This window comes from Rhodoferax sp., assembly GCF_037143375.1.
Taxonomy (GTDB): Bacteria; Pseudomonadota; Gammaproteobacteria; order Burkholderiales; family Burkholderiaceae_C; genus Rhodoferax.
Genome location: NZ_JBAWYV010000006.1, coordinates 43,494 through 68,494, shown reverse-complemented (window position 1 = coordinate 68,494; position 25,001 = coordinate 43,494). Strand labels below are relative to the sequence as shown.

The 25,001-nt window shown below is 56.7% G+C and carries 23 protein-coding genes; 11 read left to right on the top strand and 12 right to left on the bottom strand.

Annotated elements, in window-relative coordinates; genetic code table 11:
- Positions 1-493 precede the first annotated feature (493 nt).
- The 5 genes from WCG50_RS02170 (at position 494) to WCG50_RS02150 (ending at position 9,569) form a co-directional block, all read left to right on the top strand.
- Complete coding sequence (locus WCG50_RS02170; RefSeq protein ID WP_336897919.1) at positions 494-2,380, top strand: TonB-dependent receptor; 1,887 nt, start codon at positions 494-496, stop codon at positions 2,378-2,380.
- Between the two features lie 70 nt (positions 2,381-2,450).
- On the top strand, positions 2,451-4,475 hold the full coding sequence (locus WCG50_RS02165) for a TonB-dependent receptor (RefSeq protein ID WP_336897918.1): 2,025 nt from the start codon (positions 2,451-2,453) through the stop codon (positions 4,473-4,475).
- Positions 4,475-5,017, top strand: a complete 543-nt coding sequence (locus WCG50_RS02160; protein ID WP_336897917.1) for a YfiR family protein — start codon at positions 4,475-4,477, stop codon at positions 5,015-5,017. The genes WCG50_RS02165 and WCG50_RS02160 overlap by 1 nt, the downstream gene beginning before the upstream one ends.
- On the top strand, positions 5,014-7,314 hold the full coding sequence (locus WCG50_RS02155; RefSeq protein ID WP_336897916.1) for an ATP-binding protein: 2,301 nt from the start codon (positions 5,014-5,016) through the stop codon (positions 7,312-7,314). Before WCG50_RS02160 ends, WCG50_RS02155 begins: the two co-directional genes overlap by 4 nt.
- Positions 7,311-9,569, top strand: coding sequence for an EAL domain-containing protein (locus tag WCG50_RS02150; RefSeq protein ID WP_336897915.1), 2,259 nt, complete (start codon positions 7,311-7,313; stop codon positions 9,567-9,569). Before WCG50_RS02155 ends, WCG50_RS02150 begins: the two co-directional genes overlap by 4 nt.
- Before the next feature lie 210 nt (positions 9,570-9,779).
- On the opposite strand, the gene WCG50_RS02145 is transcribed toward WCG50_RS02150, so the two are convergent.
- Positions 9,780-10,718: an EamA family transporter gene (locus tag WCG50_RS02145; protein ID WP_336897914.1), complete on the bottom strand. Its 939-nt coding sequence runs from the start codon at positions 10,716-10,718 to the stop codon at positions 9,780-9,782.
- Entirely contained in the window at positions 10,715-11,209 is a 495-nt protein-coding gene (locus tag WCG50_RS02140; RefSeq protein WP_336897913.1) for a methylated-DNA--[protein]-cysteine S-methyltransferase, read from the bottom strand. Before WCG50_RS02140 ends, WCG50_RS02145 begins: the two co-directional genes overlap by 4 nt.
- A gap of 206 nt (positions 11,210-11,415) precedes the next feature.
- Here WCG50_RS02140 and WCG50_RS02135 point away from each other — a divergent pair, with 206 nt between their 5' ends.
- Genes WCG50_RS02135 through WCG50_RS02125 form a run of 3 tightly spaced genes read left to right on the top strand, consistent with a single transcriptional unit; the run spans position 11,416 to position 15,208 of the window.
- Entirely contained in the window at positions 11,416-12,798 is a 1,383-nt protein-coding gene (locus WCG50_RS02135; protein ID WP_336897912.1) for a phosphomannomutase/phosphoglucomutase, read from the top strand.
- Positions 12,795-13,829 (top strand): lipopolysaccharide heptosyltransferase I, encoded by a 1,035-nt coding sequence (gene waaC, locus WCG50_RS02130; RefSeq protein ID WP_336897911.1) that lies wholly within the window; start codon positions 12,795-12,797, stop codon positions 13,827-13,829. The genes WCG50_RS02135 and waaC overlap by 4 nt, the downstream gene beginning before the upstream one ends.
- Positions 13,826-15,208: a 3-deoxy-D-manno-octulosonic acid transferase gene (locus WCG50_RS02125; protein ID WP_336897910.1), complete on the top strand. Its 1,383-nt coding sequence runs from the start codon at positions 13,826-13,828 to the stop codon at positions 15,206-15,208. Before waaC ends, WCG50_RS02125 begins: the two co-directional genes overlap by 4 nt.
- 5 nt (positions 15,209-15,213) lie before the next feature.
- Here WCG50_RS02125 and WCG50_RS02120 read toward each other — a convergent pair whose 3' ends face one another.
- From WCG50_RS02120 to WCG50_RS02105, 4 genes are all read right to left on the bottom strand, one after another.
- Positions 15,214-16,536 carry a TolC family outer membrane protein gene (locus WCG50_RS02120; RefSeq protein ID WP_336897909.1) on the bottom strand — a complete coding sequence of 441 codons (1,323 nt, stop codon included), beginning with the start codon at positions 16,534-16,536 and terminating at the stop codon, positions 15,214-15,216.
- A gap of 66 nt (positions 16,537-16,602) precedes the next feature.
- Entirely contained in the window at positions 16,603-16,944 is a 342-nt protein-coding gene (locus tag WCG50_RS02115) for a rhodanese-like domain-containing protein (protein ID WP_336897908.1), read from the bottom strand.
- A gap of 5 nt (positions 16,945-16,949) precedes the next feature.
- On the bottom strand, positions 16,950-17,603 hold the full coding sequence (locus WCG50_RS02110) for a protein-L-isoaspartate O-methyltransferase (RefSeq protein ID WP_336897907.1): 654 nt from the start codon (positions 17,601-17,603) through the stop codon (positions 16,950-16,952).
- A gap of 41 nt (positions 17,604-17,644) precedes the next feature.
- Positions 17,645-18,334 (bottom strand): TetR/AcrR family transcriptional regulator, encoded by a 690-nt coding sequence (locus WCG50_RS02105; protein ID WP_336897906.1) that lies wholly within the window; start codon positions 18,332-18,334, stop codon positions 17,645-17,647.
- A gap of 200 nt (positions 18,335-18,534) precedes the next feature.
- On the opposite strand from WCG50_RS02105, the gene msrA reads away from it, so the two are divergent.
- Positions 18,535-19,077, top strand: a complete 543-nt coding sequence (gene msrA / locus WCG50_RS02100) for a peptide-methionine (S)-S-oxide reductase MsrA (protein WP_336897905.1) — start codon at positions 18,535-18,537, stop codon at positions 19,075-19,077.
- A gap of 11 nt (positions 19,078-19,088) precedes the next feature.
- Here the strand turns inward: msrA and WCG50_RS02095 are convergent, their stop codons facing one another.
- Both WCG50_RS02095 and WCG50_RS02090 read right to left on the bottom strand, forming a co-directional pair.
- A complete protein-coding gene (locus tag WCG50_RS02095) occupies positions 19,089-19,727 on the bottom strand; it encodes an ATP-binding cassette domain-containing protein (protein ID WP_336897904.1) in 639 nt (212 codons plus the stop codon).
- A gap of 46 nt (positions 19,728-19,773) precedes the next feature.
- Positions 19,774-20,661, bottom strand: coding sequence for an EamA family transporter (locus tag WCG50_RS02090; protein WP_336897923.1), 888 nt, complete (start codon positions 20,659-20,661; stop codon positions 19,774-19,776).
- 141 nt (positions 20,662-20,802) lie between these two features.
- Here WCG50_RS02090 and WCG50_RS02085 point away from each other — a divergent pair, with 141 nt between their 5' ends.
- Both WCG50_RS02085 and WCG50_RS02080 read left to right on the top strand, forming a co-directional pair.
- Positions 20,803-21,258, top strand: a complete 456-nt coding sequence (locus WCG50_RS02085) for a cytochrome c (protein WP_336897903.1) — start codon at positions 20,803-20,805, stop codon at positions 21,256-21,258.
- Positions 21,259-21,276: 18 nt separating this feature from the next.
- Positions 21,277-21,978 carry a cytochrome b/b6 domain-containing protein gene (locus WCG50_RS02080; RefSeq protein WP_336897902.1) on the top strand — a complete coding sequence of 234 codons (702 nt, stop codon included), beginning with the start codon at positions 21,277-21,279 and terminating at the stop codon, positions 21,976-21,978.
- 129 nt (positions 21,979-22,107) lie between these two features.
- Here WCG50_RS02080 and WCG50_RS02075 read toward each other — a convergent pair whose 3' ends face one another.
- The 4 genes from WCG50_RS02075 to WCG50_RS02060 are packed head-to-tail and all read right to left on the bottom strand — an operon-like array spanning position 22,108 to position 24,867.
- Positions 22,108-22,983: a zinc ABC transporter substrate-binding protein gene (locus tag WCG50_RS02075; protein ID WP_336897901.1), complete on the bottom strand. Its 876-nt coding sequence runs from the start codon at positions 22,981-22,983 to the stop codon at positions 22,108-22,110.
- Between the two features lie 45 nt (positions 22,984-23,028).
- A complete protein-coding gene (locus tag WCG50_RS02070; RefSeq protein WP_336897900.1) occupies positions 23,029-23,922 on the bottom strand; it encodes a metal ABC transporter permease in 894 nt (297 codons plus the stop codon).
- Between the two features lie 10 nt (positions 23,923-23,932).
- Complete coding sequence (locus tag WCG50_RS02065) at positions 23,933-24,724, bottom strand: metal ABC transporter ATP-binding protein (RefSeq protein ID WP_336897899.1); 792 nt, start codon at positions 24,722-24,724, stop codon at positions 23,933-23,935.
- Positions 24,721-24,867, bottom strand: a complete 147-nt coding sequence (locus tag WCG50_RS02060) for a hypothetical protein (RefSeq protein ID WP_336897898.1) — start codon at positions 24,865-24,867, stop codon at positions 24,721-24,723. Before WCG50_RS02060 ends, WCG50_RS02065 begins: the two co-directional genes overlap by 4 nt.
- Positions 24,868-25,001 lie beyond the last annotated feature (134 nt).

The window sequence follows — 25,001 nt, the reverse complement described above, 5'->3', positions numbered from 1 at the left end:
TTTTTCCAAGGGTAGTGTTTGACAGGGCGGCCGCAAGGTCGCCCTTTTTTGTGTACGCCCGGCATGGGCTCACTTAGCCAATGCGAATGCCTGACGTGTTGGTGCGCATAAAACTGCTGCCTTTATAGCTGTCGCGCAGGAGCCTGAAACAGGCTAGAAGCTCTTCAGTTAATCCAGTGAATCATTGCCCCGTTTTCTTTGTGTAAAAGAATCACAAATGGGGAGGCTCAGGTTCAACTCTTTCGTCGTCAGTCCGGCTTGAACTGGCGTTGTCTGCCTACAGCAATTGTCTAAATCTCCCTACAGACGATTCGGTCGCCTCCACCTACAGTAAATCCAAGGTGTTTGACGCTGGTATTGCCTGGCACGTCACTCAGAAAAAGAGCAATAGACAACTATGAGAAATGTTTCAGTGGAGGATTTTGGATTGCTGCTTAGGCTTTTTCCTACGCTGATTGTTGCGTTTGTCTCGCCGGCGATTGCCGGAACTGACATGATAAGTTTGAGCTTGGAGCAGCTACTGGGCGTCTCGATTGTGGGTGCCTCCAAGTACCCACAAAAGCAAACTGAAGTGGCTGCTGCTGTGAGCGTTATCACTCGTCAGGAGATCAAGGCATTTGGTTGGCGCACGCTGGGGGAAGCACTCGCTTCGCTTCCCGGTGTTTACACCACCTACGACCGTCAATATACCTACTTGGGAACGCGCGGCTTTGGATTGCCGGGCGACTTCACGACACGGGTGTTGATTGCACTGGATGGCAATCGCGTCAATAACCCGGGCTATGACGGCGGACCCGTGGGTCAGGAGTTTCCGGTCGATGTCGACCTGATCGATCGAATTGAATTCATCCCGGGTCCTGGCGGTGCGGTGTATGGCCAGAATGCCATGTTTGGTGTCGTCAATGTCATCACTCGCAGCGGCGCCGATGTGAATGGCGCCGAGCTGGCGGTGGCCTACCAACATCCTCAAGCCCGCAGTGAAGGTCGCGCAACCTGGGGCAAGTTGCTCGATAACGACGTTAGCGTGCTGTTATCGGCCTCTGGCATGACGTCGCGTGGCGTTGATCGTTACTACGATTTTGGCACCATGGGCGTGTCAGGCATTGCGGCGGGATTGGATGGCGAGCGCGACAAGAAGTTTCTTGCCAACATCGCCGGTGGTGCCTGGTCATTTCAACTTGCGTTGAGTGATCGCCACAAGGATGATCCCACTGGCGGATACGAGAGTGACCCGTTGGTTCCGGGGCAATACCAGGCGGACCGGTATTCGCTGATGCAACTGAAATATCAAGACAGCTATGCTGGCAACACTTTGCAGGTGTCTGGGCGATTGTTCGCGGGGCAGGAGCGCTACACCAGCATTCTCAGTTATAGCGGGTCGCCGCTGTTGTTTTTACAACCTAGTGACTGGCATGGCGCCGAGTTCCGATTGGTCTCGACCGCTGTGGCTGGGCACAAGTGGATGCTTGGGCTCGAAGGGCAGGACACGGTTCGAAATGGCCAACAAGTACTAGACGCCAATCAGCCCTCCAACAACCTCACTATCCCCGGCTCTGGCTATCGCTTAGGGGTATATGCCCAAGATGAATGGCGGCTGGCAGACTTCTGGACTGCAACTCTGGGACTGCGTCTGGATCGCGACAACACCAGTGAAACCAGCGCCAGTCCACGCGTCGCCTTAATTTGGCTAGCGTCAACGTCGACGACTGTTAAGGCGCTCTACGGACGAGCCCACCGGTCGCCCAATTTTTTTGAGCGTGATTACTACGATGGTGTTGCCCAGATTGCCAATCCGGCGCTGAAAGGCGAAACCATCGACACGCTGGAGCTCTTTGCCGACCACAGGGTCAGTCGTGACCTCACTGTAAGGGGTTCGGTCTACCAATGGAAGATTCAGGACCTCATCACGCAGGGCACTGACCCTGTGAGCAACTTATTGCAGTTTCAGTCAGGCGAGTCCGTGACGGCTCAGGGTTTGGAACTCTCCATGGATCAGACGTGGGATGCTGGCGCCCGCTTGAGGGGCAGCGTGTCGGTTCAAAACGTGGCCTACGCAAGCGGCGGCCCCTTGCTCAATTCACCCAAGTTGCTGGGAAAGCTTAATTTCTCAAGCCCACTGCCGGTGGCAGGGTGGCGACTGGGCTACGAATGGCAATACAGCAGCGAGCGCTTGAGCCTCGCGGGTACGGCGTTGGGCGGTTATTCCTTGTCAAACCTGCATCTGAGCACCGAAGCCCTGGCCAGTGGGTTGACAGTGTCACTGGTGGCGCAAAACATCTTTGATAAGCGTTACGCACAACCTGGCTCCAACGGCAATTGGCAAAACGCGCTTGAGCAGGATGGCCGCAGTGTGCGGGTCAATCTTCTCTACAAGTTTTAGGACGACACGCGGCTATGCCTACATCAAGTTCATTCCCCTGCATAAATTTAGAACGCGTTAGGAACCTGCCATGAAGAAAACTATGCAAGTGATGATTGTTTGTCGTCGTACGAGCGCTTATCTGTTTGGACTTGTTGGCGGACTTATGGCCATTCCCGCACTGGCAGTCGACAGCTATTTCAATCTTCCTTTAGAAGATTTATTAAAAATTGAAATAAGCAGTGCTTCTCGCAAAATACAGAAAGTACAGGAAGTGCCTGCGGCTGTCTTTGTGATTTCGCGCGATGACATTGAGCGCTCTGGAGCCCGCAGTATTCCAGAGGCACTGCGTCTGGCGCCCGGGGTCGAAGTAGCGCGGATTGCTAACAACCGGTGGGCTGTGAGTATTCGCGGCTTTAACGGCCGTTTTGCCAACAAGCTGCTGGTCCTCAAGGACGGGCGCAGCATTTATTCGCCGCTGTTCTCGGGTGTGTTGTGGGAAGCCGAGGACGTCGTTCTGGGCGACATTGAACGCATTGAGGTCATTCGTGGTCCTAGCGCAGCCATGTGGGGGTCGAATGCCGTGAATGGTGTTATCAACATCATTTCGCGCAACGCCGCCGATACCCTGGGCACCGATGCGATTGTTTCTACAGGCACGGATGAGCCGGGCTCGGTCACCTTACGCCATGGCTTCGAGTTGGGTGAAGGGCATTTTCGGATTTCGGCCAAGGGTTTTGATCAGGCACCGTCCAAAGCTGCGAACGGACTGGACGGTAATGACAGTTGGAAATCTTCACGGGTAGGCTTTCGTGGTGACTGGCCAGGCGCTCAAGGTGGGCGCTGGACCTTGACCGGGGAAGCCTTTGACTCCCGCGCCGATGACCGATTGGACTTCTCGCGCTACAGCGTCAATCCCCCGCTGATCAACGTCCAGCAAGCCAACAGCGGCAGTCATTTGTCTTTACGCCAGGAACAGCCGCTGGCCGATGGCGGTCAAATGGATTGGCAAGTCTCCGTTGAAAATTCTGTCGTTGATGTGGAAAGCATGATTCGTGAAGAAAGACAGACTCTTGGCGGTGAGTTTCAGAGGCGCTCATCAATGGGTGCGCATGAGTTGCTTTGGGGCGCTTCGTATCGCATTTCTCGTGACCACATTGAGTTGCGAAGTGCTGATGTCATGGGCGCGGTGGGGTTCGATCGGCAAGCCCGTGACTGGCAGATTGGCAGTATCTTTGCCCATGATGAATATGACCTGATTCCAGATCGCTTGCGTCTGAGTGGTGGACTTCGACTTGACTATGACAACTGGAGTGGGACACAGCCTCAGCCTGACATTCGTCTGGCCTGGACACCCAACGAGTTCACAACCTGGTGGTCCTCGCTGGCGCGGGCATCACGGACACCTTCGCGAACAGAACTTGATATTCCATTCTCTTTGGCGCAAACGAGTGTTCCCGCCATAAATTTCTTGCGAGTTCCCCCCCCGAATGACACGCTCACAGCTGAAAAAGTGACCTCGTTTGAGGTTGGCTTCAGGCACCGTATTAGCGAAAAATTATCTCTCGATATGGCGGGTTTTGTAAGTGACTACACCAGCCTTATCAGCCTTGCAACTGGAGTGCCCCAATCTTTTGCGACTTTGCCTGTAATCGTACCGATGATCAGCAATAACGATGCACGTGCCCGCACCCATGGTTTCGAGGTAGCGGCTGATTGGCAGGTCAGCCCTCACTGGCGCCTACAGCCCAACTATTCGCGCCTCTACTTAAGCACGCCTCGTTTGAGTGATCTGTTCGCCGCAGCAGCACAAGACCAGTTGGAAGGCCGCGTGCCTCGTCACCGGGCGTCGGTGCGTTCAGCCTGGACGTTTGCAGAGGGCAGTCAGTTTGACCTCTGGTTGAAATACACCAGCCGTCTCAGCAATCCAGAAGTGTCGGCCTACACAACGCTTGACATGCGTTACGCATTTCGAATCGGCCGACAAGCTGAAATCAGCATCGTGGGCCAAAACCTGCTTGACCAACGACATCTTGAGTTCGTCGGTGATTACTTGCCGACTCAGCCTTCCGAGATTGGTCGCAGCCTGTTAATCAAGGGCACATGGCACTTCTAATGTCACCTGCACTGATCAAATGGCTGGCGCGAGTCGCGCTGGGGTGCGCGTTGCTTGCTTGCATTCCTGGCTGGGCCGATGAGGCGCAACCAGGTGGCAATGAAAAGGAGTTGAAAGTTGCGTTTCTCTACAACTTTGCGCTCTTCACGGAGTGGCCGCCGGAGGTGGGCAGCACGCTCACATTCTGCATTCTTGGGGCTGATGCCTTTGGTGCCGAGATTGAGGCTTTGCAAGGCAAGTCGGTGGCGGGTCACAGTACTGTTGTTGTTCGCAAAGGGCTCGGAGATTCCCTCAAAAGTTGCCAGGTTGTTTTCATCGGGGCCAAAGCGATGGCCAGCCTGCCGCGTGTGCTTGATGAGTTGCGAGATCGCCCGGTGTTGACGGTGGCTGACAGCATGGGCGCAGCCCGTGCGGGTGTGGCCCTGAATATGGTCGAGGTGCGTAACAAGATCACCTTCGAAGCCAACCTGCTGGCCGTGCGTGCGGCTCGACTCAAGCTCAGCTCAAAGCTGCTGCGACTGGCTACAGAGATATACCAATGACCCATCTAGGACCCCGACTTCAGCATATCAACCGACTGGCTCTGCTGGCCGCTCTGGGTGTGTTCGCGTTGATCATCATCACCGCCAGTTTTGTATTGGGTTTGCTGGCGTTGATAGAAACCAGTCGTGTGCAAGCCCGGGTGCTGGCTGAGAATGCAGCCGCACCCTTGATGTTCGAAGACGCCAAATCTGCTCAGGAGTTGTTGCAAGCCCTGAGAAATTCGCCAGACGTTTTACTCGCGAATCTGACGGGGCGCAATGGGCGCTTACTGGCAAGCTACCAACGTGATGGGTCGAGCACCACGGCAGAGCCGGTCAAAAAAAGTGAAGATGTGCAAATCAGCATGGATCGATTGCAGCTGGTGCAGCCGGTCTCGTACCAAGCGCAAGTTTCGGGTGAATTGACACTGGCGGTCAGTCTGGCCGGTTTGTATTGGCAAACCTTGTGGCTATTGGTTGTGACCCTGTTGGGTACCTTGTTGGGCTTGAGCGCCAGTGCCCTGTTGTTGAGGAGGCTGACGCGCAGCTTGCTGGCGCCACTGTATGCATTGAATAAATTGATGGCAGAAGTGTCGGCGACTGCTTCCTACAGTTTGCGTGCTGAAACTATTGATGTGACTGAATTCAACCGCCTTGCCATCGGTTTCAACACCATGCTGGGGCAGATCGAGGAACGCGAAAAAAGACTCCAAGACTACCGGGACAACCTGGAAGCTGAAGTTGCAATGCGCACTGCCGAGTTGCTCAAGGCGAAGGAGGTGGCCGAAGCGGCCAACCATGCCAAGTCAGAGTTTCTGGCCACCATGAGCCATGAAATCCGCACCCCCATGAATGGTGTGCTGGGCATGAATGAGCTGCTGATCGAGAGCGAGTTGCACGGACAGCAGCGGGTGTGGGCCGAGACCGTACAGGCGTCGGGGCGGCATTTGTTGGGGGTCATCAACGATATATTGGACTTCTCCAAGATTGAGTCCGGCCACCTGACGCTGGAGGCGGTTGATTTCAACCTGCGGGCGGTCGTGGAAGACGTCTTGTTGATGTTCACGCAACCAGCCCAGGATAAAGGGCTTGAGTTACTGGTTGATTTTGCACCTGCGGCCTCATCCATGGCCTTGCGGGGAGATCCCCTTCGATTGCGTCAGGTCATCGCCAATCTGGTCGGCAATGCCATCAAGTTTACGGAGGAGGGCCGGGTGGTGGTGGGTGCGGTGCTACTGGCACGTACTGAAAATGATGTGGCCTTGCGAATCTGCGTCAAGGACACCGGTATTGGCATTGGCGCTGATGCCCAGCAAAAAATATTTGAGCACTTCTCACAGGCTGACAGTTCCACCACGCGAAATTATGGGGGAACTGGTCTTGGTTTGGCGATCTGCCGGCGCTTACTGAGCCTGATGGGCGGCAGCATTGGCGTTGAAAGTACAGCGGGGTTGGGTGCCAATTTCTATGTAGACCTGCGGTTGCCTGTGGCGCTGGGTGTACCCGTTCCCTGGGTGACTATCAACTCGTTGAGGGCGAACATGCGTCCATCATCGTCGTCGCAATTCAAAACAAAGTTGCAGGGCACAGTGCTACTGGTTGAAGACGATGTCACTAATCAGTTAGTAGCCACAGCGATGCTTAAAAATCTTGGCCTGAATTGGCAATGGGCCAAAAATGGTGCGCAGGCCTTAGAACTTGTGAAAGATCGCAACTTTGATCTGGTGCTGATGGATTGCCAGATGCCAGTGATGGATGGTTTTGTGGCCACCAGCCTGATTCGTCAACTACCTGAGGGTCGGGGGCAGCGCCTGCCGATCGTGGCCTTGACCGCCAACACCATGCCGGGCGATGACCAAAAATGTCTGGAGGCTGGCATGGATGCCTTTCTACCCAAGCCCTACACCTTGAACGCGATGCGCAGCATGCTGACGCGCTGGCTGGTGGCTGAATCCGCATCGGCTCCCGCCATCAATCTCGTCTTTATTGAATCATTGCGCGAGATTGATGACTCGGGCGCTATGGATCTGGTTCGAAATCTGTTTTTGGCCTTCCTCGAAGCGGCGGGTCAGGGCATGGCCCAGTTGCAACTGGCGATCACACAGGGCAATACCGAAGCGCTCGGCAAGGCGGCCCATGCGCTCAAGTCAAGTTCGGCCAACGTTGGCGCCCAAGCGCTGTCAGCCTGCTACCGCGCACTTGAACAGTCAGGGCGTGAAGACAAGATCGACGATGCCCGAGCCATGTTTATCCAAGTCCGACGCGAACACCAGCGTGCGGTTGCAGAAATTGACCAACTGATGATGGAGATTGCATGAACGCTGCCACAACAAAAATTCTGGTCGTCGACGATGACCCTACCGCGCGCATTTTGTTCAGGGCGGCCTTGAGCATTTTTGGCTACGAGGTCAGCCTGGCTGTAGATGGTGAAGATGCCTTGTCACAGTTTCGTGCAAGTCCTTTTGACATGGTCATGCTCGACATCGATATGCCGGGCTTGAACGGCCACGATGTCTGTACCGCCCTGCGCAGCGAAGCTGATCCGCTGTTGCCAATTCTCATGGTGACCGGCATGGACGATGTGCAGTCGGTTGAAAGCGCTTACCGCTCGGGGGCGACTGACTTCATTGTCAAGCCCATGAATTGGGCGCTGATCGGGCACCGGGTGAAATATCTTTTACGCGGGCACCAGGCCTTGCTGGATTTGCGTTCAGCCAATGCCCGCAATTCCGCCATACTCCAGGCGATCCCGGATCTCCTGTTTGAGGTTGATCTGGAAGGGCGATACATCGACTTTCACTCTCCAAACTCCGATTTGCTGGCCGCGCCGGTAGAACACATCATCGGTAAAACAGTCACGGAGGTGCTGACGCCGGATGCGGCTCGGGTCTGCCTGGCAGCCTTGCAAGATGCCCACGAAAACGGAACATCGAGCGGAAGGCAGTTTGAACTGGAATTGCCCGTTGGACACTATTGGTTCGAACTCTCCGTTTCGCGCAAAGATACAGAGCCAGGTCAGATTCCGCTATTCATCGTTTTGTCGCGCAACATTACCGAGCGCAAGGAGGCTGAACTGAGGATTCAGCAACTGGCATTTTTTGACAGCTTGACGGGCTTGGCCAACCGGCGCTCCTTTCTTGAAAGAGTGGAGCGCGAAATCAGGCGCGCCCGGCATGGTGGCACAAGACTAGGGGTGCTTTTTATGGACCTCGATGGCTTCAAGAACATCAACGACACCATGGGCCACAGTGCTGGCGATCAGGCTTTGCAATTGACCTCTGAGCGTCTGCGTGAAGCGGTGCGATCGATAGATTTTGTATCGCGCACATCCGATGTTGTCTCGTCGGTTGAGATCGCCCGCCTTGGGGGGGATGAGTTCACGGCCTTGATTCTTGACCTCAAACGCCCGGAAGATGCATTGGCTGTGGCGGGACGGATCCTCCAGTTGATGCGTCAGCCGTTTGTGTTGAACGGGCAGGAAGTGCGTCTGACCGCCAGCATTGGCATTTCACTTTTTTCAGATGATGGCGAAGATGCTGCCACGTTGCTAAAGCATGCCGACTCAGCCATGTACCTGGCCAAGGACCTGGGTCGGGACAATTGCCAGTTTTACAGTACCAAGCTGACTGAAATTGCCTTGCTGAGAATGGAGCGCCAGAAACTGGACCTTGATCTGCGGTTGGCGCTGGAACGCAATGAGTTTGTACTTTTTTACCAGCCCCAAATCAATGTGGCCACCGGACATATTCACTCCCTGGAGGCGCTGATTCGCTGGAATCGTCCGGGGCAGGGTCTGGTCGCACCGCTGGAGTTCATTCCGGCAGCAGAGCAAAGTGGGCTGATTGTTCCGATGGGGGCATGGGTGCTGCGAACAGCTTGCCAAGACACCATGCGCTGGCAGCGTGAAGGGCATTCGGTGCGCGTGGCGGTGAACCTTTCTCCGCTTCAATTCAAGGCGCCGCTCCTGGTGCAGATGGTGACTGATGCCTTGGTGAATTCCGGGTTGCCGCCCCATTTACTGGAACTTGAAGTGACTGAAAGTGCGCTCATGGAGGACACGGCCGCCACAAGTGAAACACTCACTGCACTCAAGGAATTGGGCGTTCAGATGGCGCTTGATGACTTTGGCACAGGTTACTCTTCACTCAGTTATCTGAAGCGAATGCCGCTGGGAAATCTCAAGATCGACAAAAGTTTCGTGATGGGTCTGCCAGAGGATGCCGAAAACTTGGCCATCGTCCAGGCAATTTTGGCGATGTCTGATAGCTTGGGCTTGACTGTGACCGCAGAAGGCGTCGAAACGCTTGAGCAGGCTCAGGTTTTAAAGCGCATGGCCTGCGGCACATTGCAAGGCTATTTCTTCAGCAAACCGGTGCCTGCTGCTGATATTCCTGACCTGTTGTCTCAAAGCTGGTTTCTGGATGAAGGCTTGCCCAGCGGGTTTATCAGCCTGAAAAAAATCAGGTCAACCGATGAGAGTCGCGTGCCTCACCACAGCACGGAAAGCGTTTTTCATAATAATCCACTACTGGCGAAGGCCCCGTTTTTTAAGCTGGTGGGAACCGGTAGCTGATTGCAGTCAATTAGCGAAGAGCTTTTACTGACTGTATAAGACACGTGATATCTGCTTTACAGTGCGCTTCGCAAGGTAGTATCCTCGCTGGGATGAAAAAGCAAAGATTCTGGGACGTTAATCTGATCGAGTTGTTCAAACTCTGGTTCAGTGATATTTCAACGTTTCTGATGACCGCCCTGATGTTTGTCGGCTTGTCGATGCCGGTGGTTATTTCGGCGCTGATCCTTTGGTACCTCTTGTCGATCGGCTGGAAACCCAGCCCATAAGCAGGCCGGTCGAGAGCGCGGTGCCACAGACGATGATGGCCCCGCACACCACCATCCACAACGAGACGGCTTCATTCAAAAACAGCGCGCCGTAGAGCACTGCAAACACGGGCACCACAAAGGTCACCGTCAGTGATCCGGCGGGGCCCACGTTCTCAATCAACCGAAAATACAGGATATAGGCCACGCCGGTGCACAGCACACCGACTGCCAGCAGTGCCAGCCAGGCCGTGGTGCCGGGCAGGCGCTCGGGCCACATCCAGAGGGTTGGTAACGCCAGGCCCAGTGTGGCACCGAGTTGGCTGCCCGTTGCGGTGACCAGTGAGGGCAAGCCACTCAAATAGCGTTTGGTGTAGCTGGCCGAGATGCCGTAGCACAGGCAGGCCAGCAGGCAGGCCAGGACCGCCCAGCCGGTCGCTACGCCACTTGAGCCGGGTTTGAAGCTGGCTTTGTCCCACGCCAGCAAAGCGACACCCAGAAAACCAATGATCAGCCCCAGAATGCGCAAACCGTGGGGCCGGTCCTTCAGCCAGAACCAGGCGATCAGTGCGCCAAACAAAGGCACGGTGGCGTTGAGGATGGACGACAAACCGGTGCTGATGGACAGCAGTGCAAACGTGTAGCAGGCAAAGGGAATGGCCGAGTTCAGCAAGCCGATAAAAAAGACTTTTTTCCAGTGCTGTGCCAATTGCCGACCCAGACCCCGCCAGAGCAGGATGGGCAGCAGAAACAGCGCAGCAATCGTCACGCGCAGACCTGCAGTGGGCAGTGCGCCAAATTCAACGGTGGCCAGTCGCATGAACAGGAATGACGAGCCCCAAATGGCGGCCAGCAAGATGAACTCGGTCAGCCACGGTTTTTGGGGGCGGGCAGCGTTCAAAGCACGCCTTCAAGTTTTAGCAACGCGGTTTTGCGTTCCAGTCCGCCGGTGTAGCCGGTTAGGGCGCCGTTGGCGCCGATCACCCGGTGACAGGGCACGATGATGCCCAGCGGGTTGCGACCAATCGCACCACCCACCGCCCGCACGGCGCTGGGTTTGCCAATGGATACGCTCAGATCGCCATAGCTGCACGTGGCACCACAAGGAATTTCAAGCAGGGCGCGCCAAACCTGTTGCTGAAAATCGGTGCCGCAACTGAAGTCCAGCGGCAAGTCAAAGTGGCTGCGTCGGCCAGCAAAGTAGTCAGTGAGCTGGGTTTGTGCCTGTTGTAAAACAGGGTTATCGGCGTTTAATGCCCAAGTTGACAGGTCTGGCAAATAGGCCTGGTCGGCAAACCACACGCCCACCAAACGGTTGGACGTGGCGGCCAGAATCAGGCGACCGATCGGGCTGTCAAAGTAAGTATGGACGGTGTCGTTTGAGAATTTCATATCAAATTGGCCTCTAGCCCCCGTTCAGTATGTGTAAGTAGCTATATATTTTATAGCGGTTTTGAAGGGTTCCAAAATAAACTGTGGCGCCCTTGATCAGGCTTAAAAGGATGCCTAACAGTTGATGATACGCGGGCTTCGGCCGTGGGGGCGTCCTACAATTGACAGCGAAAATCAACGTCAAAATTGTTATAGGGAAACCAATCATGCAGTTATCAGCATCCATTTTCAAAGCTTACGACATTCGCGGCATCGTGCCTGCCACCATCAACGAGGAAGTGGCCGAAGCCTTGGGCCGCGCCTTTGGCACCGTCGCCTTGCGCGAGGGTGAAAAAACCGTCGCCATCGGCCGCGATGGCCGACTTAGCGGCGCGTCTTTGAGCGCAGCGCTCAGACGTGGTCTGGTATCTGTCGGGTTACAGGTGATTGATGTCGGCATGGTCACCACGCCCATGCTGTACTTTGCCGCCAACACCTTGTGCACCAGTGGCATTCAGGTGACCGGCAGCCACAACCCCAAAGACTACAACGGCTTCAAGATGGTGATGGCTGGACGTGCTATTTACGGCGACGAAATTCAAGCTCTTCAGACCATGATGCAAGACGAAACCTGGGCACTGTTGCCCGGCGGTTCGGTGCGTGAAGTCAACGTGACCGAAGCCTATGCCGCCCGCATCGTGGGCGACATCAAGCTGGCACGCCCTATGAAAATCGTGGTCGATTCCGGCAACGGCATCGCAGGTGCCTCTGCGCCTGCCATCCTTCGCGCCATTGGCTGCGAAGTGATTGAGTTGTTCAGCGAGGTGGATGGCAATTTCCCCAACCACCACCCCGACCCGAGCAAGCCCGAGAACCTGCGCGACCTGATTGCAGCCTTGAAAACCAGCGATGCCGAACTCGGCCTGGCCTTTGACGGCGATGGTGACCGCTTGGGCATCGTCACCCGCGAGGGCAACAACATTTACCCCGACCGCCAGATGATGCTTTTCGCGCAAGACGTTTTGAGCCGCGTGCCCGGTGGCACCATTTTGTTTGACGTGAAGTGCTCGCAGCGTTTGGCGCCTGCTATTGAGGCGGCCGGTGGCGTAGCCCTGATGTTCAAGACCGGACACTCGCTGATCAAGGCCAAAATGAAGCAAGTTAACTCGCCGCTGGGTGGCGAGATGAGTGGGCACATCTTCTTCAAAGAGCGCTGGTTTGGCTTTGACGATGGCACCTACGCGGGTTGCCGTTTGCTTGAAATTGTGAGCAAATCCCCCGACGCCAATGTGGTGCTGGACGCGCTGCCCACCAGTTTTTCTACACCAGAGTTGAACGTGAAATGCGCTGAAGGTGAACAACACACGCTGGTCGCGCAGTTGGTGGCCAGCGCCCATTTCCCTGCACCCGCCGTGATGTGCACCATCGACGGCGTGCGCGTGGATTGGCCCGATGGCTTTGGCCTGATTCGCGCCTCCAACACCACGCCGGTGCTGGTGATGCGCTTTGAAGGTCACACGCCCGAGGCGCTGCACCGCATTGAAGCGGCCATGCTGGCGCTGCTGCAGACCGTCAAGCCCGGCGCCGTGGTGGACGAGGCAGCGCATTGAAGATACTGATCGTCAAGCTCTCTTCGCTTGGCGATGTCGTGCATGCGATGCCGGCGGTGCAGGATCTCCGCCAGGCTTTTCCCCAAGCGCAAATTGACTGGGTTGTTGAGCGTGGTTTTGCCCCGCTGGTGCGGCGCTGCGCCGGGGTGAGTCGCGTCATTGAATGTGATTTGCGGCGCTGGCGAAAGTCTCCTTTTTCTGCCAGCACCCGCAAGGCTTGGGGGTCGTTCAAGGCCGAATTGCAAAGCGAGGCGTATGACGTTGTGATCGATTTGCAGGGCCTGAGTAAATCGGCGCTGGTGGCCTGGTTGGCTCAATTGACACCGCAGGGCAAGCGCTATGGTTTGGCAAACCAGACCGAGGGATCCAGTTTCGAGGCCCCAGCCCGTTGGGTGGCCGATGTGGCGCTGACCTTGCCGACGCACATTCATGCGGTTGACCGTTCGCGGGAACTGTGCGCGCGGGCGTTGGGCTATGCCGTTCCAAAAATACAGTCTTTTGGGCTTCTAGCCCCCGTTGATCCTGCGCAGGCAGCTATTATTAATATAGCAGCTGATAAACGCTTTGCTAGCGGCTCCGTGGCCTTGGTGCATGGCACTTCTCGTGCCGACAAGGAGTGGCCGGTAGCCTATTGGGTTGAGCTAGGAAAACGTTTGAACGCCAGCGGCTATAGCGTGACTTTGCCGCATGGCAGCGACGCTGAGCAGCGCTGTGCGAATGAGATTGCCGCTCAGTTGGAGGCTGCGGTGGTGTGGCCCCGCTTGGGTCTGGATGCATTGCTGGACGCGCTCGCTACCTGTGCCGGTGTGGTCGGTGTCGACAGCGGCCTGAGCCACATGGCGGTAGCGCTGGACTTGCCGCATGTGCAGATTTACAACTTCGACACCGCTTGGCGCACCGGGCCGGTGGCTGCTCATCAACTCAGCGTCTTTGCCCAGCCTGCGCCCACAGTTGAAACCGTGTGGCAGACTTGGCTGGCGGTGTCTGGTTCTGTTGCCGCGCAAACTGCGACCGCGTACCAGCCCTCATGATGCGACTGCTTTATTCGCTGGTGGTCTGGCTGGCACAGCCTTTCTTGCGCCGCAAATTGCTTAAACGCGGCCAGCATGAGCCGGGTTATCTGGCAGCGATCGACGAACGCTTCGGGCATTACCAGGGCGCGCCCCTTCAAACGAGCGAAGGACTGATTTGGGTTCACGCCGTGTCACTCGGCGAAACCCGAACCGCGGCGGTGCTGCTGATGCGCCTGCGCGAACGCCTGCCGGGGATGCGACTTTTGTTAACCCATGGTACCGCCACAGGGCGGGCCGAAGGCGCCAAACTCTTGCGCGAAGGCGACCTGCAAAGCTGGCAACCGTGGGACACGCCGGGTGCGGTGGACCGGTTCTTGACCCATTTCAAACCCCGCATTGGCCTGCTGATGGAAACCGAAGTCTGGCCTAATCTGGTGGCGGCTTGCCAGCGCCACGGAGTGCCGCTGGTGCTGACGAATGCCCGCATGAGCGACAAGTCCATGCGACAAGCCCAGCGATTGGCGGGCTTGTCGCGTCCGGCCTTTGGCGCTTTGAGTGCGGTGTGGGCGCAAACTGAAGCCGATGCCCAGCGCTTGAAGCAACTCGGCGCCACGGTGCAAGGTGTTTTTGGCAACCTCAAGTTTGATGCGGCCCCCAATGCGGCGCAGGTGGCTACGGGACGGGCGTGGCGTCAAAAGGCGGCTCGGCCGGTGATCATGTTCGCCAGTTCCCGCGAAGGCGAAGAGGCAGCATTGCTTCAGATTTTTAAGGAAAATAAGCCTCTAGTCCCCGTATCTATTGCGCAAGCAGCTATAAAATCAATAGCAAATGGCGTCCAATGGCTGATCGTGCCCCGGCATCCGCAGCGCTTTGGCGAGGTGGCCGCATTGATCGAGCGCCATGGTTTTGCCGTCTCGCGGCGCAGTACTTGGGCGGAGGGGCCGCCTGCAGTTGGTCATTCCAGCACCGGTAGCGACCTTGATCCCCGTATGGCCAAGGCGGCGGTTTTGCTCCCCGTGACGGACGCTCGACCCGTGATCTGGCTGGGTGATTCGCTGGGCGACATGGCGCTGTACTACGGTCTGGCTGACGTGGCGCTGCTGGGCGGCAGCTTTGAGCCGCTGGGCGGGCAAAACCTGATTGAAGCCGCTGCCTGTGCCTGCCCGGTGGTGATGGGGCCGCACACCTTTAACTTTGCCGAGGCGGCTGAATTGGCTGAGGTGGCGGGGGCGGCGCAGCGGGTGCCTGATCTGGCGCAGGCCGTTGCGGTGGCGCAAAGTGTGGTCAGCGACCCGGCAGCGCACACCGCCATGGTCAGCGCCGCCACCGAATTTTCAAACGCCCATTGCGGCGCGGTGGATAAAACGGCTAACGCGGTGGTGGAGTTGTTGCGGTAACGGAATTACTTGACCAGCAGGGCGTTGACGCCTTGTAAGTCATCGGCCTTGAGCGTGCCGTTGGCCTGGCGCAAACGCAAGCCACCCACCAACACGTCGTAGCGGGCTTTGGCCAGATCGCGCTTGGTCTGGAATAACTGGCTTTGCGAGTTGAGCACGTCGATGTTGATGCGCACGCCCACTTGGTAGCCCAGCTTGTTGGCGTCCAAGGCACTTTGGCTGGAGGCTTCAGCGGCTTCCAGCGCCTTGACTTGGCCTTGGCCCGATTGAACGCCAAAGAAGGCGGTGCGGGTGGATTGCGCGACGGCACGTTTGGCGCCTTCGAGGTCGTTGCGCGCCTTGTCTTCTAAAGCGATGGTTTCCTTGATGCGGTTCTGAATCGAAAAACCGGCAAACAAGGGCAGGTTAAAGGCCAGACCGATGCTGGCAGAGTTGGTGCGGTAGTCATTTGCCAAGGACGCTGAGCCGTTGTTTTGCGTGATGTTGTAACCAGCCGTCAAATCCAGTGTGGGCTTGTGGCCAGCCTGGGCTTTTTGGGTTTCGAGTTGCGCCACATCCAGCCCGACTTGTGCTTGCTGAATGCTGGGGTGACCGGTTTCAGACTGAAGAACCCAGGTGTTGACATCGTTGGGCAACAGGGCTGGCAGGGCCAGCGGTTGGATTAATCCTTTGGGTTGCGTGTCATTTTTACCGACCAGTTGGTCAAGCGCAATTTGTTTGACCCGAACGTCGTTTTCGGCCGCAATTTCTTGCGCAATCACCAAGTCGTACCGGGCTTGCGCTTCGCGCGTGTCGGTGATAGTGGCAGTGCCGACTTCAAAGTTGCGCTTGGCCGAGGCCAGTTGTTCGGCAACCGCTTCTTTTTGCGCCTTGACAAAGGTCAGGCTGTCTTTGGAAGACAGTACGTCGAAGTAAGCCTGGCTGACGCGAACAATCAAATCCTGATCGGCGCTGCTCAGTTGGGCTTGGGCCAGATCAATCAGTTTTTTGCCCTGCTCATAACTCGCCCAGTTGGCGGGACGGTAAAGCGGTTGCATGGCGCTGAGCGTGGCGGTTTGGGTGCCATAAGTCGGTTTAGGCAGTGCCCCCAAAGTGCTATCCAGGTTGGTGACCGTTGCACCTGCTGCCAGCCCCACCGTTGGCAAAATTGCCGCCTTTGCTTGGTCTGACTTGGCCAGTGTGGCGTCATAGAAAGACCTGGCTGACAGATAAGTCGCATCAAAGCCCCGCGCTGACTCGTACAAGTTCACCAAGCTTTGCGCCTGCACGGGCAGGGCGAGTGACGCGCTGATGGCAATTAACAGGGGTATGAGTCGAAGATTTTTCATGGGGGCCTTATTCAAGAAAGCAACAAAACGTTGCGGCATCAGGGGAGCGCGAGGCAAAAGCTGCGCTCAATACCTGGGAACGGTGGGGTCAAGTTCTGACGACCAGGCGTTGATGCCGCCGGAGATATTGGCCACGTGGGCAAATCCCCGGGCTTTCAAAAATGAGGCGACCTGCATGCTGCGGGCGCCGTGGTGGCAAAGGCAGGCAATCGGTTGCTCGGGGTCAAGTTCGTTCAGGCGGGGCGGAATGACGCCCATGGGAATGGTGATCAACTCAAATCCGTCGGCTTTGATACTGGCGACCCGCAATTCAGAGGGTTCACGCACATCGAGCACAACCGGTGCGCCGTGGGTGCGGGCTGTTTCCAGCCATTCAGACAGTTGTGCGGGACGAATTTGAGAAATCATGGTTTTTAAAAAGTAAAGTTAGAGTGTTCAGGGAAATTTAATAGGCGTGGTGCCACGGTGTCCCAAGGCTTGCTGGTGACGAAATTGGCTTCGCCAGTGCGCTTGATCAGCGTGGCGCACATCGTGGGTTCGTCGCCCACAATGGCGATCAAACGGCCACCAACCTTGAGTTGCGCGAGCAGGATGGGCGGCACTTCGGCCACCGAGCCACTCAGCACGATCACATCAAACGGGCCTTCTTTCGGAGCGACCGTTGCGCCATCGGCCACGCGGACTTCAGCGTTGTGAATGCCAGCTTTTTTCAGGTTGGTACGCGCTAGTGCGGCCAGTTCAGGGTTGATTTCAAGTGTGATCACGCTCTGGGCCCGGTGCGCCAACAGCGCTGCCATGTAACCGGAACCGGTACCAATTTCGAGCACTTTTTCGTGTTTGTGCACAGCGACATCTTGCAGCATGCGGGCTTCAAGCCGGGGTGCGAGCATCATTTGGCCGTGTCCCAGGGGAATTTCCATGTCCACAAAAGCCAGTGCCTTGTGCGCCAGCGGCACAAAATCTTCACGTTTCACCACAGACAGCAGGTGAAGCACGTCAGCATCCAAAACGTTCCAAGGACGAATTTGCTGTTCGATCATGTTGAAGCGGGCTTGTTCAATATTCATTCGGGTACTCCAGGGGGTATGTTAACTGATTATGTAAAATTTTACTCGGCCGCGCCCTTGTCACCGCTGGATTTCGCGCACAGACCACTGAGTAAGGTTTGAATTTGCAGTGCCAGGTAGTCTTCTGGCACCAGTTGCGCTTTGGGATCACAACAAGCGCCCGGCGAGTGTTTCCACATCGCCAGAAACAGCATGGGTGCCAGCACGGTATAAACCCCATATTTCATGTCCATTGGGCGAAATTCGCCCCGGTCCACACCCAGTTGCAAGACGCGCTGAATCAAAGCATGGCCGGGAATGGTCACTTCCTGTTCATAAAAATTTGCCAGTTCCGGAAAGTTGTGCCCCTCGCACAGCATGAGCTTGGTAATGCCTGCGGCCCGGGTTGATCCGATCCGCTGCCACCAGGAGGTCAGGCAGTAACGCAGCATGTCGGCTGAGCTGCCTTCAAAACTTGCGAACTCGGCATTCCACTCGGCAAAACGACCCGAAATATTCTCGCGCACCACGGCTTTGAACAATTCTTCTTTGCTTGAAAAATACAGAAACAAGGTGCCTTTGGAGACGCCCGCCAGTTTGGCCACTTCTTCGACCCGGGTGGCTGCAAAGCCTTTTTCTACAAACAGATTCAAGGCCGCATCCAACAACTCGGCGGGTCGAGCGTCCTTGCGGCGGGCATGCTTTGCAGGGGCTTTTGGCAGTGGCTTGAAAATCGGTGCGGAAGTAGGCATGAAATTAATGACTGGCTGGTTATTAAATGTAGCTTCTGCGAAATTGACTGTCAATTCAAGCGGTTTCTCATTTGTCCTAATCTGGACTGCAATAGCAATGACAGGTCCATTGACATCACAAGCCCCGAGTCAGTTTTCAAAAGGTGCCGCGTAAGATTAAAAGGTCTTAAACGACTTATAAATTTAAAAGGAGATTTTGAATGACAGATTCTCTGCAAACACTCACCCTTGGGGGTGGTTGTTTTTGGTGCACCGAGGCGGTTTATGTACAGGTGCGTGGCGTGGTCGATGTGGAAAGTGGTTACTGCAACGGCCACACGGTGAACCCGAGTTACGAGCAGGTTTGCACCGGCAGCACGGGACACAACGAGGTGGTCAAACTGGTGTTCGATCCGGCTCAGGTCAGCGTGCGCGAGTTGCTCGAGATTTTCTTCGTCATTCATGATTCCACGACGCTGAACCGCCAAGGCAACGACAGCGGCACGCAATACCGCAGCGGCATTTATGTGTCATCGCCCGAGCAAGCGAGCGTGGCGCATGACCTGATTCAGGAAATGACGCAAAGTGGTGTTTACAACCGTCCGATCGTGACCGAAGTGCTGCCATTGACCAACTACTCGGCTGCGGAGCACTACCACCAGGACTTTTTTGCCAACAACCCGGGGCAGGGTTACTGCATGGCGGTGGCGGCGCCTAAAGTCGCCAAATTCAGAAAGACGTTTGCCCGCTTGCAAAAGGCCTGACCACGGATTTTCTAATCGCGGTCGGGCAGTTCAATGTCCAAGGCCAGCGGCACGTGGCCCGGCGCCTCGTAAGCGGCGATCACCCAGGCGCGAGTCGGGTGGGTGCTGGCGTCTTCCAGCAGTTCCAGTAGAAAACGAATTGAGGACTTGTCCAGCGCGGCAAAAGGCTCGTCCAGTAAAGTGACGGCCGCTCCGCTGGCCAAGGCTGCCGCCAACCACACTTTGCGTTTTGACCCGGTGGAGAGCATGAATAGTGGCTTCTCCAGGAACGGCGCCAGAGACAAACCATCAATGAGGTGGTCCAGCAGCACATCATCAAACCCGGTGTAACGAGGGCGCACCGATTCAAAGTAAGCCAGCGCGCTGATTTGCTCAAACGCCTCGGATCGCGGGTCTGCCCAAAATACCTGTTGCTGGTAGGCGAGGGCGGCGTCGGCCAGACGAATACCGTTGATCTGCAATTGTCCGGTAGCGGCTGGCAACTCGCCGGCCAAAAGGCGCAGCAGCGTGGTCTTGCCACAGCCGTCGCCACCCCTAATCAAGGTGACTCCCGGCGAGATGCAGGCACTGAAATCGCTGAAAAGTGCACATTGCGGGTACGAAAAGCGCAGCCCTTGAACCTGCAATACAGGCGCTGGAGATAGAGTCAAAGGTTCGATGGCAGAGTCCTCAAGTCGGTAAAAAAAGCGCGGGGGCTTAGGCCGCTTCAACCCGTACCAGGGCGGAACGCCAGCGTGGCCACACCACAATCACCACCAAGCCACACAGCACCAGCGCCCCGGCGGCCAGTTTCCACAGAGGCAGCGGTTCGCCCAGTGACAGGGCTGAGGCACCCATGCCAAACACCGGCACCAGCAGCGCCATCGGCGTCACGGTGGCGGCCGGGTGGCGGGCCAGCAACCAGTTCCACGCGCCGTAGCCAAACAAGGTGTTGCCGATCGCCTGCCACACCACGCAGGCCCAAACGCTCATACTGGCTTGCTGCACGCTTTCCGCCATCAGCGCCGGGCCTTCCAGCCACCAGGACAAGGCGAACAAGGGCGGCACGGCAAACAGGCTGGTCCAGACCATGAAACCCAGCATATCGACACGCCCCACGGTTTTGACCACCATGTTGGCGCACGCCCAGAAAAAGGCGGCAGACAGCACCAGCGCCAGACCTTTTAACGTAAGGGTGGCGTCCAGATGCGTGGCGATCACTACCAACCCGGCCACCGCCAGCATCAGCCCGGCCATTTGATAGCCCCGCACCCGCTCACCCAGCGTGATGAGTGCCAGCCCGATGGTGAAAAACACCTGCACTTGAATGACCAGCGAAGCCAGCCCGGGAGAAATATCGGCGCGCATGGCCAGAAACAGCAAGGCAAACTGCCCCACGCCCAGCAGCACGCCAAACGCGGCCAGTTTGTGCCAGGGCACGGCGGGCCGCTTGATGAACAGCAGCCAGGGAAGAGCCGAAAAACTGAAGCGCAGCGTGGCAAATAAAAAAGGCGGCAAGCCATCCAGACCCCAGCGAATCACGACAAAGTTGGTGCCCCAGACAAACACCACAGACAGGGCTAGAAAAAGATGCGAGGTGGACAAAAAAGCGGACTCCGGCAGCACGTAAGGAAAATACAGTTTGAGTTTAGTCGGCAGTTCTTGATGGGTTGGATGTCGCACAGACGAAGACCGGCTAACGTCGCTATAGTGGGCGCTTATTTAACATCTTGAAAGTTGTCCTTCATGAAATCAAAAATTATTCTCGCCCTGCTCGCTGTCACGCTGGTTGGCACTGCTTCGGCACAGGTCAAGCCAGAAGATGCCATCAAATGGCGTCAATCCGGTTACGGCTTCATGGCCTGGAACATGGCCCGCATCAAGGCCAGTGTTGAAGGTACTTACAACAAGGACGAAGTCATCAAGGCGGCCAACGCAATTCAGATGGTGGCCACTTCCGGCATGGGTGCACTTTACTTGCCAGGCACTGACAAAGGCACCGGCTGGGAAAAAACCCGCGCCAAGCCTGAAATCTGGACCGAGAAAGAAAAAATCGGCAAGGCAGCCATGAATTTGACCAAGGAAGCCAACGAAATGGTCACTGTGGCCGCTGCGGGTGATGCCGCTGCCACCAAAGTCCAACTCGGCAAATTGGGCAGTACCTGCAAGGGCTGCCATGACGATTTCAAGAGCAAACTTTAAACCGACGATTCAACCCGTATGAGCCGCCCACGTTTTCGCCTTTGGGATCTGCCGACCCGTTTGTTTCACTGGTTGCTGGCGCTTAGCGTCGCAGTCGCCCTCATCAGTGCTCAGTTGGGGGGCAACCTCATGGACTGGCATGGGCGCATTGGACTGGTTATCGTTGGTCTGGTCGTTTTTCGTTTGGTCTGGGGCGTGATGGGTTCGACTTACGCCAGATTCACCCAGTTTTTACCAACGCCGGCCAAAGTCAAAATGTACCTGCGGGGTGAGTGGAGTGGTGTCGGGCACAACCCATTGGGTGCGTTGTCGGTGTTGGGTTTGCTGGGTTTGCTGTCATTTCAACTGGCCAGCGGTTTGTTCGCTAACGACGATATTTCATTTGTTGGCCCCTTGTTCGAGCTGGTCAGCAAGGACAGGAGCAACCTGCTGACCGGCCTGCATCATTGGGCCTCCAATCTCATTTATCTGCTGATTGCTCTGCACCTGGCGGCGATTGCTTATTACGCCTTCGTCAAAAAAGACAATCTGGTCAAGCCCATGGTGACGGGCTGGAAAGAGACGGATAAGGCGGCTCAAGCGACATCGGCCACCGGTGGCGGTTGGGTGGCGTTGATCGTGTCACTTTGTCTGGCCGGTGTGGCGGTCTATGCCGCCAGCGGCGTCTGGTTGCCCGCGCCACCCCCGACGCCAGCAGCCACTGCAACGCCAGCCTGGTAGACGGCTGGCCACTCATTCAGTCACCCACAGCGACCTGCAACTTGGAAGCTTGGGTTTTTTAAGTAAATAGTGGCTCTAGCCCATGTGATACAAGCGTGAGCAGCTACTTTACTTATAGCAAAAGACGTCTCAGTTCAGCCTCATCCCGGTCGCCAGTTGCGTCACGTTGTGGTGCATCATTTTCAGATAGGTCGCGCCTGGCTGGTCAGCGGTTGACAAGGCATCTGAATACAGACTGGCTCCTACTGTGGCACCCGCATCTTGACTAAGTTGGGCCATTAGCTTGGGGTTTTGCATGTTTTCAATGAACACCGCCCTGATTTTTTCGGTCTTGATTTGTCGGATGAGTTGAGCCACCTGCTTGGCGCTGGGCTCGGCCTCGGTGTTCACGCCTTGAGGCGCTAAAAATTTGATTTTGTAGTGCGCTGCGAAGTAGCCAAACGCGTCATGCGAGGTAATCACCTTGCGTTTGTTCAGCGGGATGGCTGCAAACTGCTCGATGGCCCAAGCGTCCATTGATTGCAGTTCTTTCACATAGGCATCGGCGTTGGCCTGGTAAGTAACAGCGCCGCTGGCATCGAGTTGGGTCAGGCTGGCGGCGATGTTGCGCACATAAATCACCACGTTATTCGGGTTTTGCCAGGCATGGGGATCTGAGGCACGCGCTTTCACGCCCTTGGACGTCAGGACGGACGCGCCCTTGTAGCTTGCTGATTTAGCCAGTTTGTCGGCCCATGGTTCGAACCCCAGGCCATTGGTGACCCATAGTTTGGTGTGAAGGATCACCTTGGCATCGGCGGGCTTGGGCTCGAAAGCGTGGGCGTCTTCGTCCGGGCCGACCAGCGTGGTCAACGTCACACGGTCGCCCCCAACCACGCGCACCAGGTCGCCCAAAATGCTGAAGCTGGCGGTGACCGGAATTTTGTCGGCGGCGCAAACGTTGCCATTGGCTAAAAACGCCAGGACGATGCTGCTTGCCAGAATGAGGCGGAGAGTCGGGTGCATGGTGAGACCTTGGTATGTTTAATCGTTAAAAACGTGCGAAGTGACTCAAGCCACCCGGTGCGGGGTACTCCACCATCGCGGTAGCCAGCCTCCGGGTGCGACCAGAAGTGACGTCATGTAAAGCGCACCCGCGCAGCCGATGATGGTGGGGCCCGAGGGGGTATCAAAGTGGTAAGACAGCAGCAGCCCACTCGCGCCAGCGATGGCGGCCTGCCCACTGGCGTTGAGCAATTGCGCGGGCAGCGTGTCGTGCCACAAGCGGGCCGATACGGCGGGGATCATCATCAGTCCTACCGCCATGAGCGTGCCCAGGGTTTGAAAGCCCGCCACTAGGTTCACCACCACCAGCATCAAAAAACCTTGCTGCCACACCCAACTGCCCCAACCGGTGCGGCGGTTGGCGTTCAGAAAAATGGGGTCAAAGGTTTCCAGCACCAGCCCGCGGTACAACAGCGCCAGCAACAGGACGCTGACGGTGGCCACCCCGGTCACCAACAGCAGGCCCGCCTCGTCCACGCCCAAGGCGCTGCCAAACAAAATATGCAGCAAGTCCAACTGGGTGCCGTGGCCGGAAATGAGCGTCACCCCCAGTGCCAGCGCCACCAAATAGATGGCGGCCAGGCTGGCATCTTCCTTGAGCGTGGTGAACTTGCTCACCAAGCCAGCGAGGCCAGCCACCAGCAGACCCGCCATGACACCCCCCAACGCCATGGCCGGTAGCGACAGACCCGCCAACATATAGCCAATGGCGACACCTGGTAGCACCGCATGGCTGAGCGCATCGCCCAGCAAACTCATGCGCCGCAGCGTTAAAAACACGCCCAGCGGTGCCGCGCTGATCGATAACGCCAGGGTCGCCACCAGCGCTCGGCGCATGAAGGCAAACTCGGCAAACGGGCCGACTACCCAGTCCCACCCGGCATAAAAAAGTGCTTCCATCGCTTTGCTTTCAGTGTGCCGAATGGGGCAGATGTGCTGCGTGGGCTGTTACGTTCTGTTGGGACAGGTCGGCGTCGATCTCGCATACCTGTGCCGATTCATCCCAAGCTTCGGCCATGTCGCGGGCGCGTTGCAAGTTGGCCTCGGTCAAGACTTCGGCGGTCAGCCCCCAGCCCACCCGTTCGCGTGCCAGCAGCAGCGTTTGCGGAAAGTATTGGCGCACCTGCGCGTCGTCGTGCAGCACGGCAATCACGGTGCGGCCCTCAAGGTGCCATTGCTGTACCAGCGTCAGCAGGCTCGCGGTGGTTTTGGCGTCCACCGCATTAAAGGGCTCGTCCAGCAAAATGAGTTCTGCATCCTGCACCATGAGACGGGCAAACATCACCCGTTGCAGCTGCCCGGCGGACAGTGTGCCCAAAGCGCGACCCTCAAAACCCTGCAGCCCTACGGCGTGCAGGGCGGCGTCCACGCGCTTCACGAGGGTGTCGCTGACACGGCCAAACGCGCCGGTGCTGTGCCATAAACCAAAAAGTACGCAGTCTCGTACATCAATCGGAAAGCCCCGATCAATCTCGCTGAGCTGCGGCAGGTAAGCCATGCGTTGGGTGTTGACGGTCAGCGCCCCGCTGGTGTGGCCGCCGTCGATGGCCAGAAGTCCGGCGATGCTTTTTAGCAAGGTGCTTTTGCCTGAGCCATTGGCACCCATCACAGCGGTTAACGATCCCGACACAAACTGCCCGCTAATGTGGTGCAGGGCAGGGTGGTGACGGTAGCTCACAGTCAGGTTCTGCAGCTTAATCACAGTGGCGCGCCCTCCACACTCGCCCACCACACTGCCAGCCATAACAGCACCAATACCGGCATCACCACCAGCACGCGCAGCCAAGCTGGCCAGGCCAGCACACTGCGGGCATAAATGGGGGTGTTGGTGGTGTGTCGGCTCATAGGATTTATTGTGTAAAGCGTGTGTGGTCGCGTTTTTTCAAGGTAATAATGCAACTTGATTGCGGTATAGTCTATCGCAACTCGATTGCGTTTCACTTCTAATGCAACTAAATTGCAGTAAATAATAGATTCTT

Coding starts and splice junctions, on each gene's coding strand:
- WCG50_RS02170 (WP_336897919.1), top strand. CDS start 494: ATGATAAGTTTGAGCTTGGAGCAGCTACTGGGCGTCTCGATTGTGGGT.
- WCG50_RS02165 (WP_336897918.1), top strand. CDS start 2,451: ATGAAGAAAACTATGCAAGTGATGATTGTTTGTCGTCGTACGAGCGCT.
- WCG50_RS02160 (WP_336897917.1), top strand. CDS start 4,475: ATGTCACCTGCACTGATCAAATGGCTGGCGCGAGTCGCGCTGGGGTGC.
- WCG50_RS02155 (WP_336897916.1), top strand. CDS start 5,014: ATGACCCATCTAGGACCCCGACTTCAGCATATCAACCGACTGGCTCTG.
- WCG50_RS02150 (WP_336897915.1), top strand. CDS start 7,311: ATGAACGCTGCCACAACAAAAATTCTGGTCGTCGACGATGACCCTACC.
- WCG50_RS02140 (WP_336897913.1), bottom strand. CDS start 11,209: ATGAAATTCTCAAACGACACCGTCCATACTTACTTTGACAGCCCGATC.
- WCG50_RS02135 (WP_336897912.1), top strand. CDS start 11,416: ATGCAGTTATCAGCATCCATTTTCAAAGCTTACGACATTCGCGGCATC.
- WCG50_RS02125 (WP_336897910.1), top strand. CDS start 13,826: ATGATGCGACTGCTTTATTCGCTGGTGGTCTGGCTGGCACAGCCTTTC.
- WCG50_RS02120 (WP_336897909.1), bottom strand. CDS start 16,536: ATGAAAAATCTTCGACTCATACCCCTGTTAATTGCCATCAGCGCGTCA.
- WCG50_RS02115 (WP_336897908.1), bottom strand. CDS start 16,944: ATGATTTCTCAAATTCGTCCCGCACAACTGTCTGAATGGCTGGAAACA.
- WCG50_RS02110 (WP_336897907.1), bottom strand. CDS start 17,603: ATGAATATTGAACAAGCCCGCTTCAACATGATCGAACAGCAAATTCGT.
- WCG50_RS02105 (WP_336897906.1), bottom strand. CDS start 18,334: ATGCCTACTTCCGCACCGATTTTCAAGCCACTGCCAAAAGCCCCTGCA.
- msrA (WP_336897905.1), top strand. CDS start 18,535: ATGACAGATTCTCTGCAAACACTCACCCTTGGGGGTGGTTGTTTTTGG.
- WCG50_RS02085 (WP_336897903.1), top strand. CDS start 20,803: ATGAAATCAAAAATTATTCTCGCCCTGCTCGCTGTCACGCTGGTTGGC.
- WCG50_RS02080 (WP_336897902.1), top strand. CDS start 21,277: ATGAGCCGCCCACGTTTTCGCCTTTGGGATCTGCCGACCCGTTTGTTT.
- WCG50_RS02075 (WP_336897901.1), bottom strand. CDS start 22,983: ATGCACCCGACTCTCCGCCTCATTCTGGCAAGCAGCATCGTCCTGGCG.
- WCG50_RS02070 (WP_336897900.1), bottom strand. CDS start 23,922: ATGGAAGCACTTTTTTATGCCGGGTGGGACTGGGTAGTCGGCCCGTTT.
- WCG50_RS02060 (WP_336897898.1), bottom strand. CDS start 24,867: ATGAGCCGACACACCACCAACACCCCCATTTATGCCCGCAGTGTGCTG.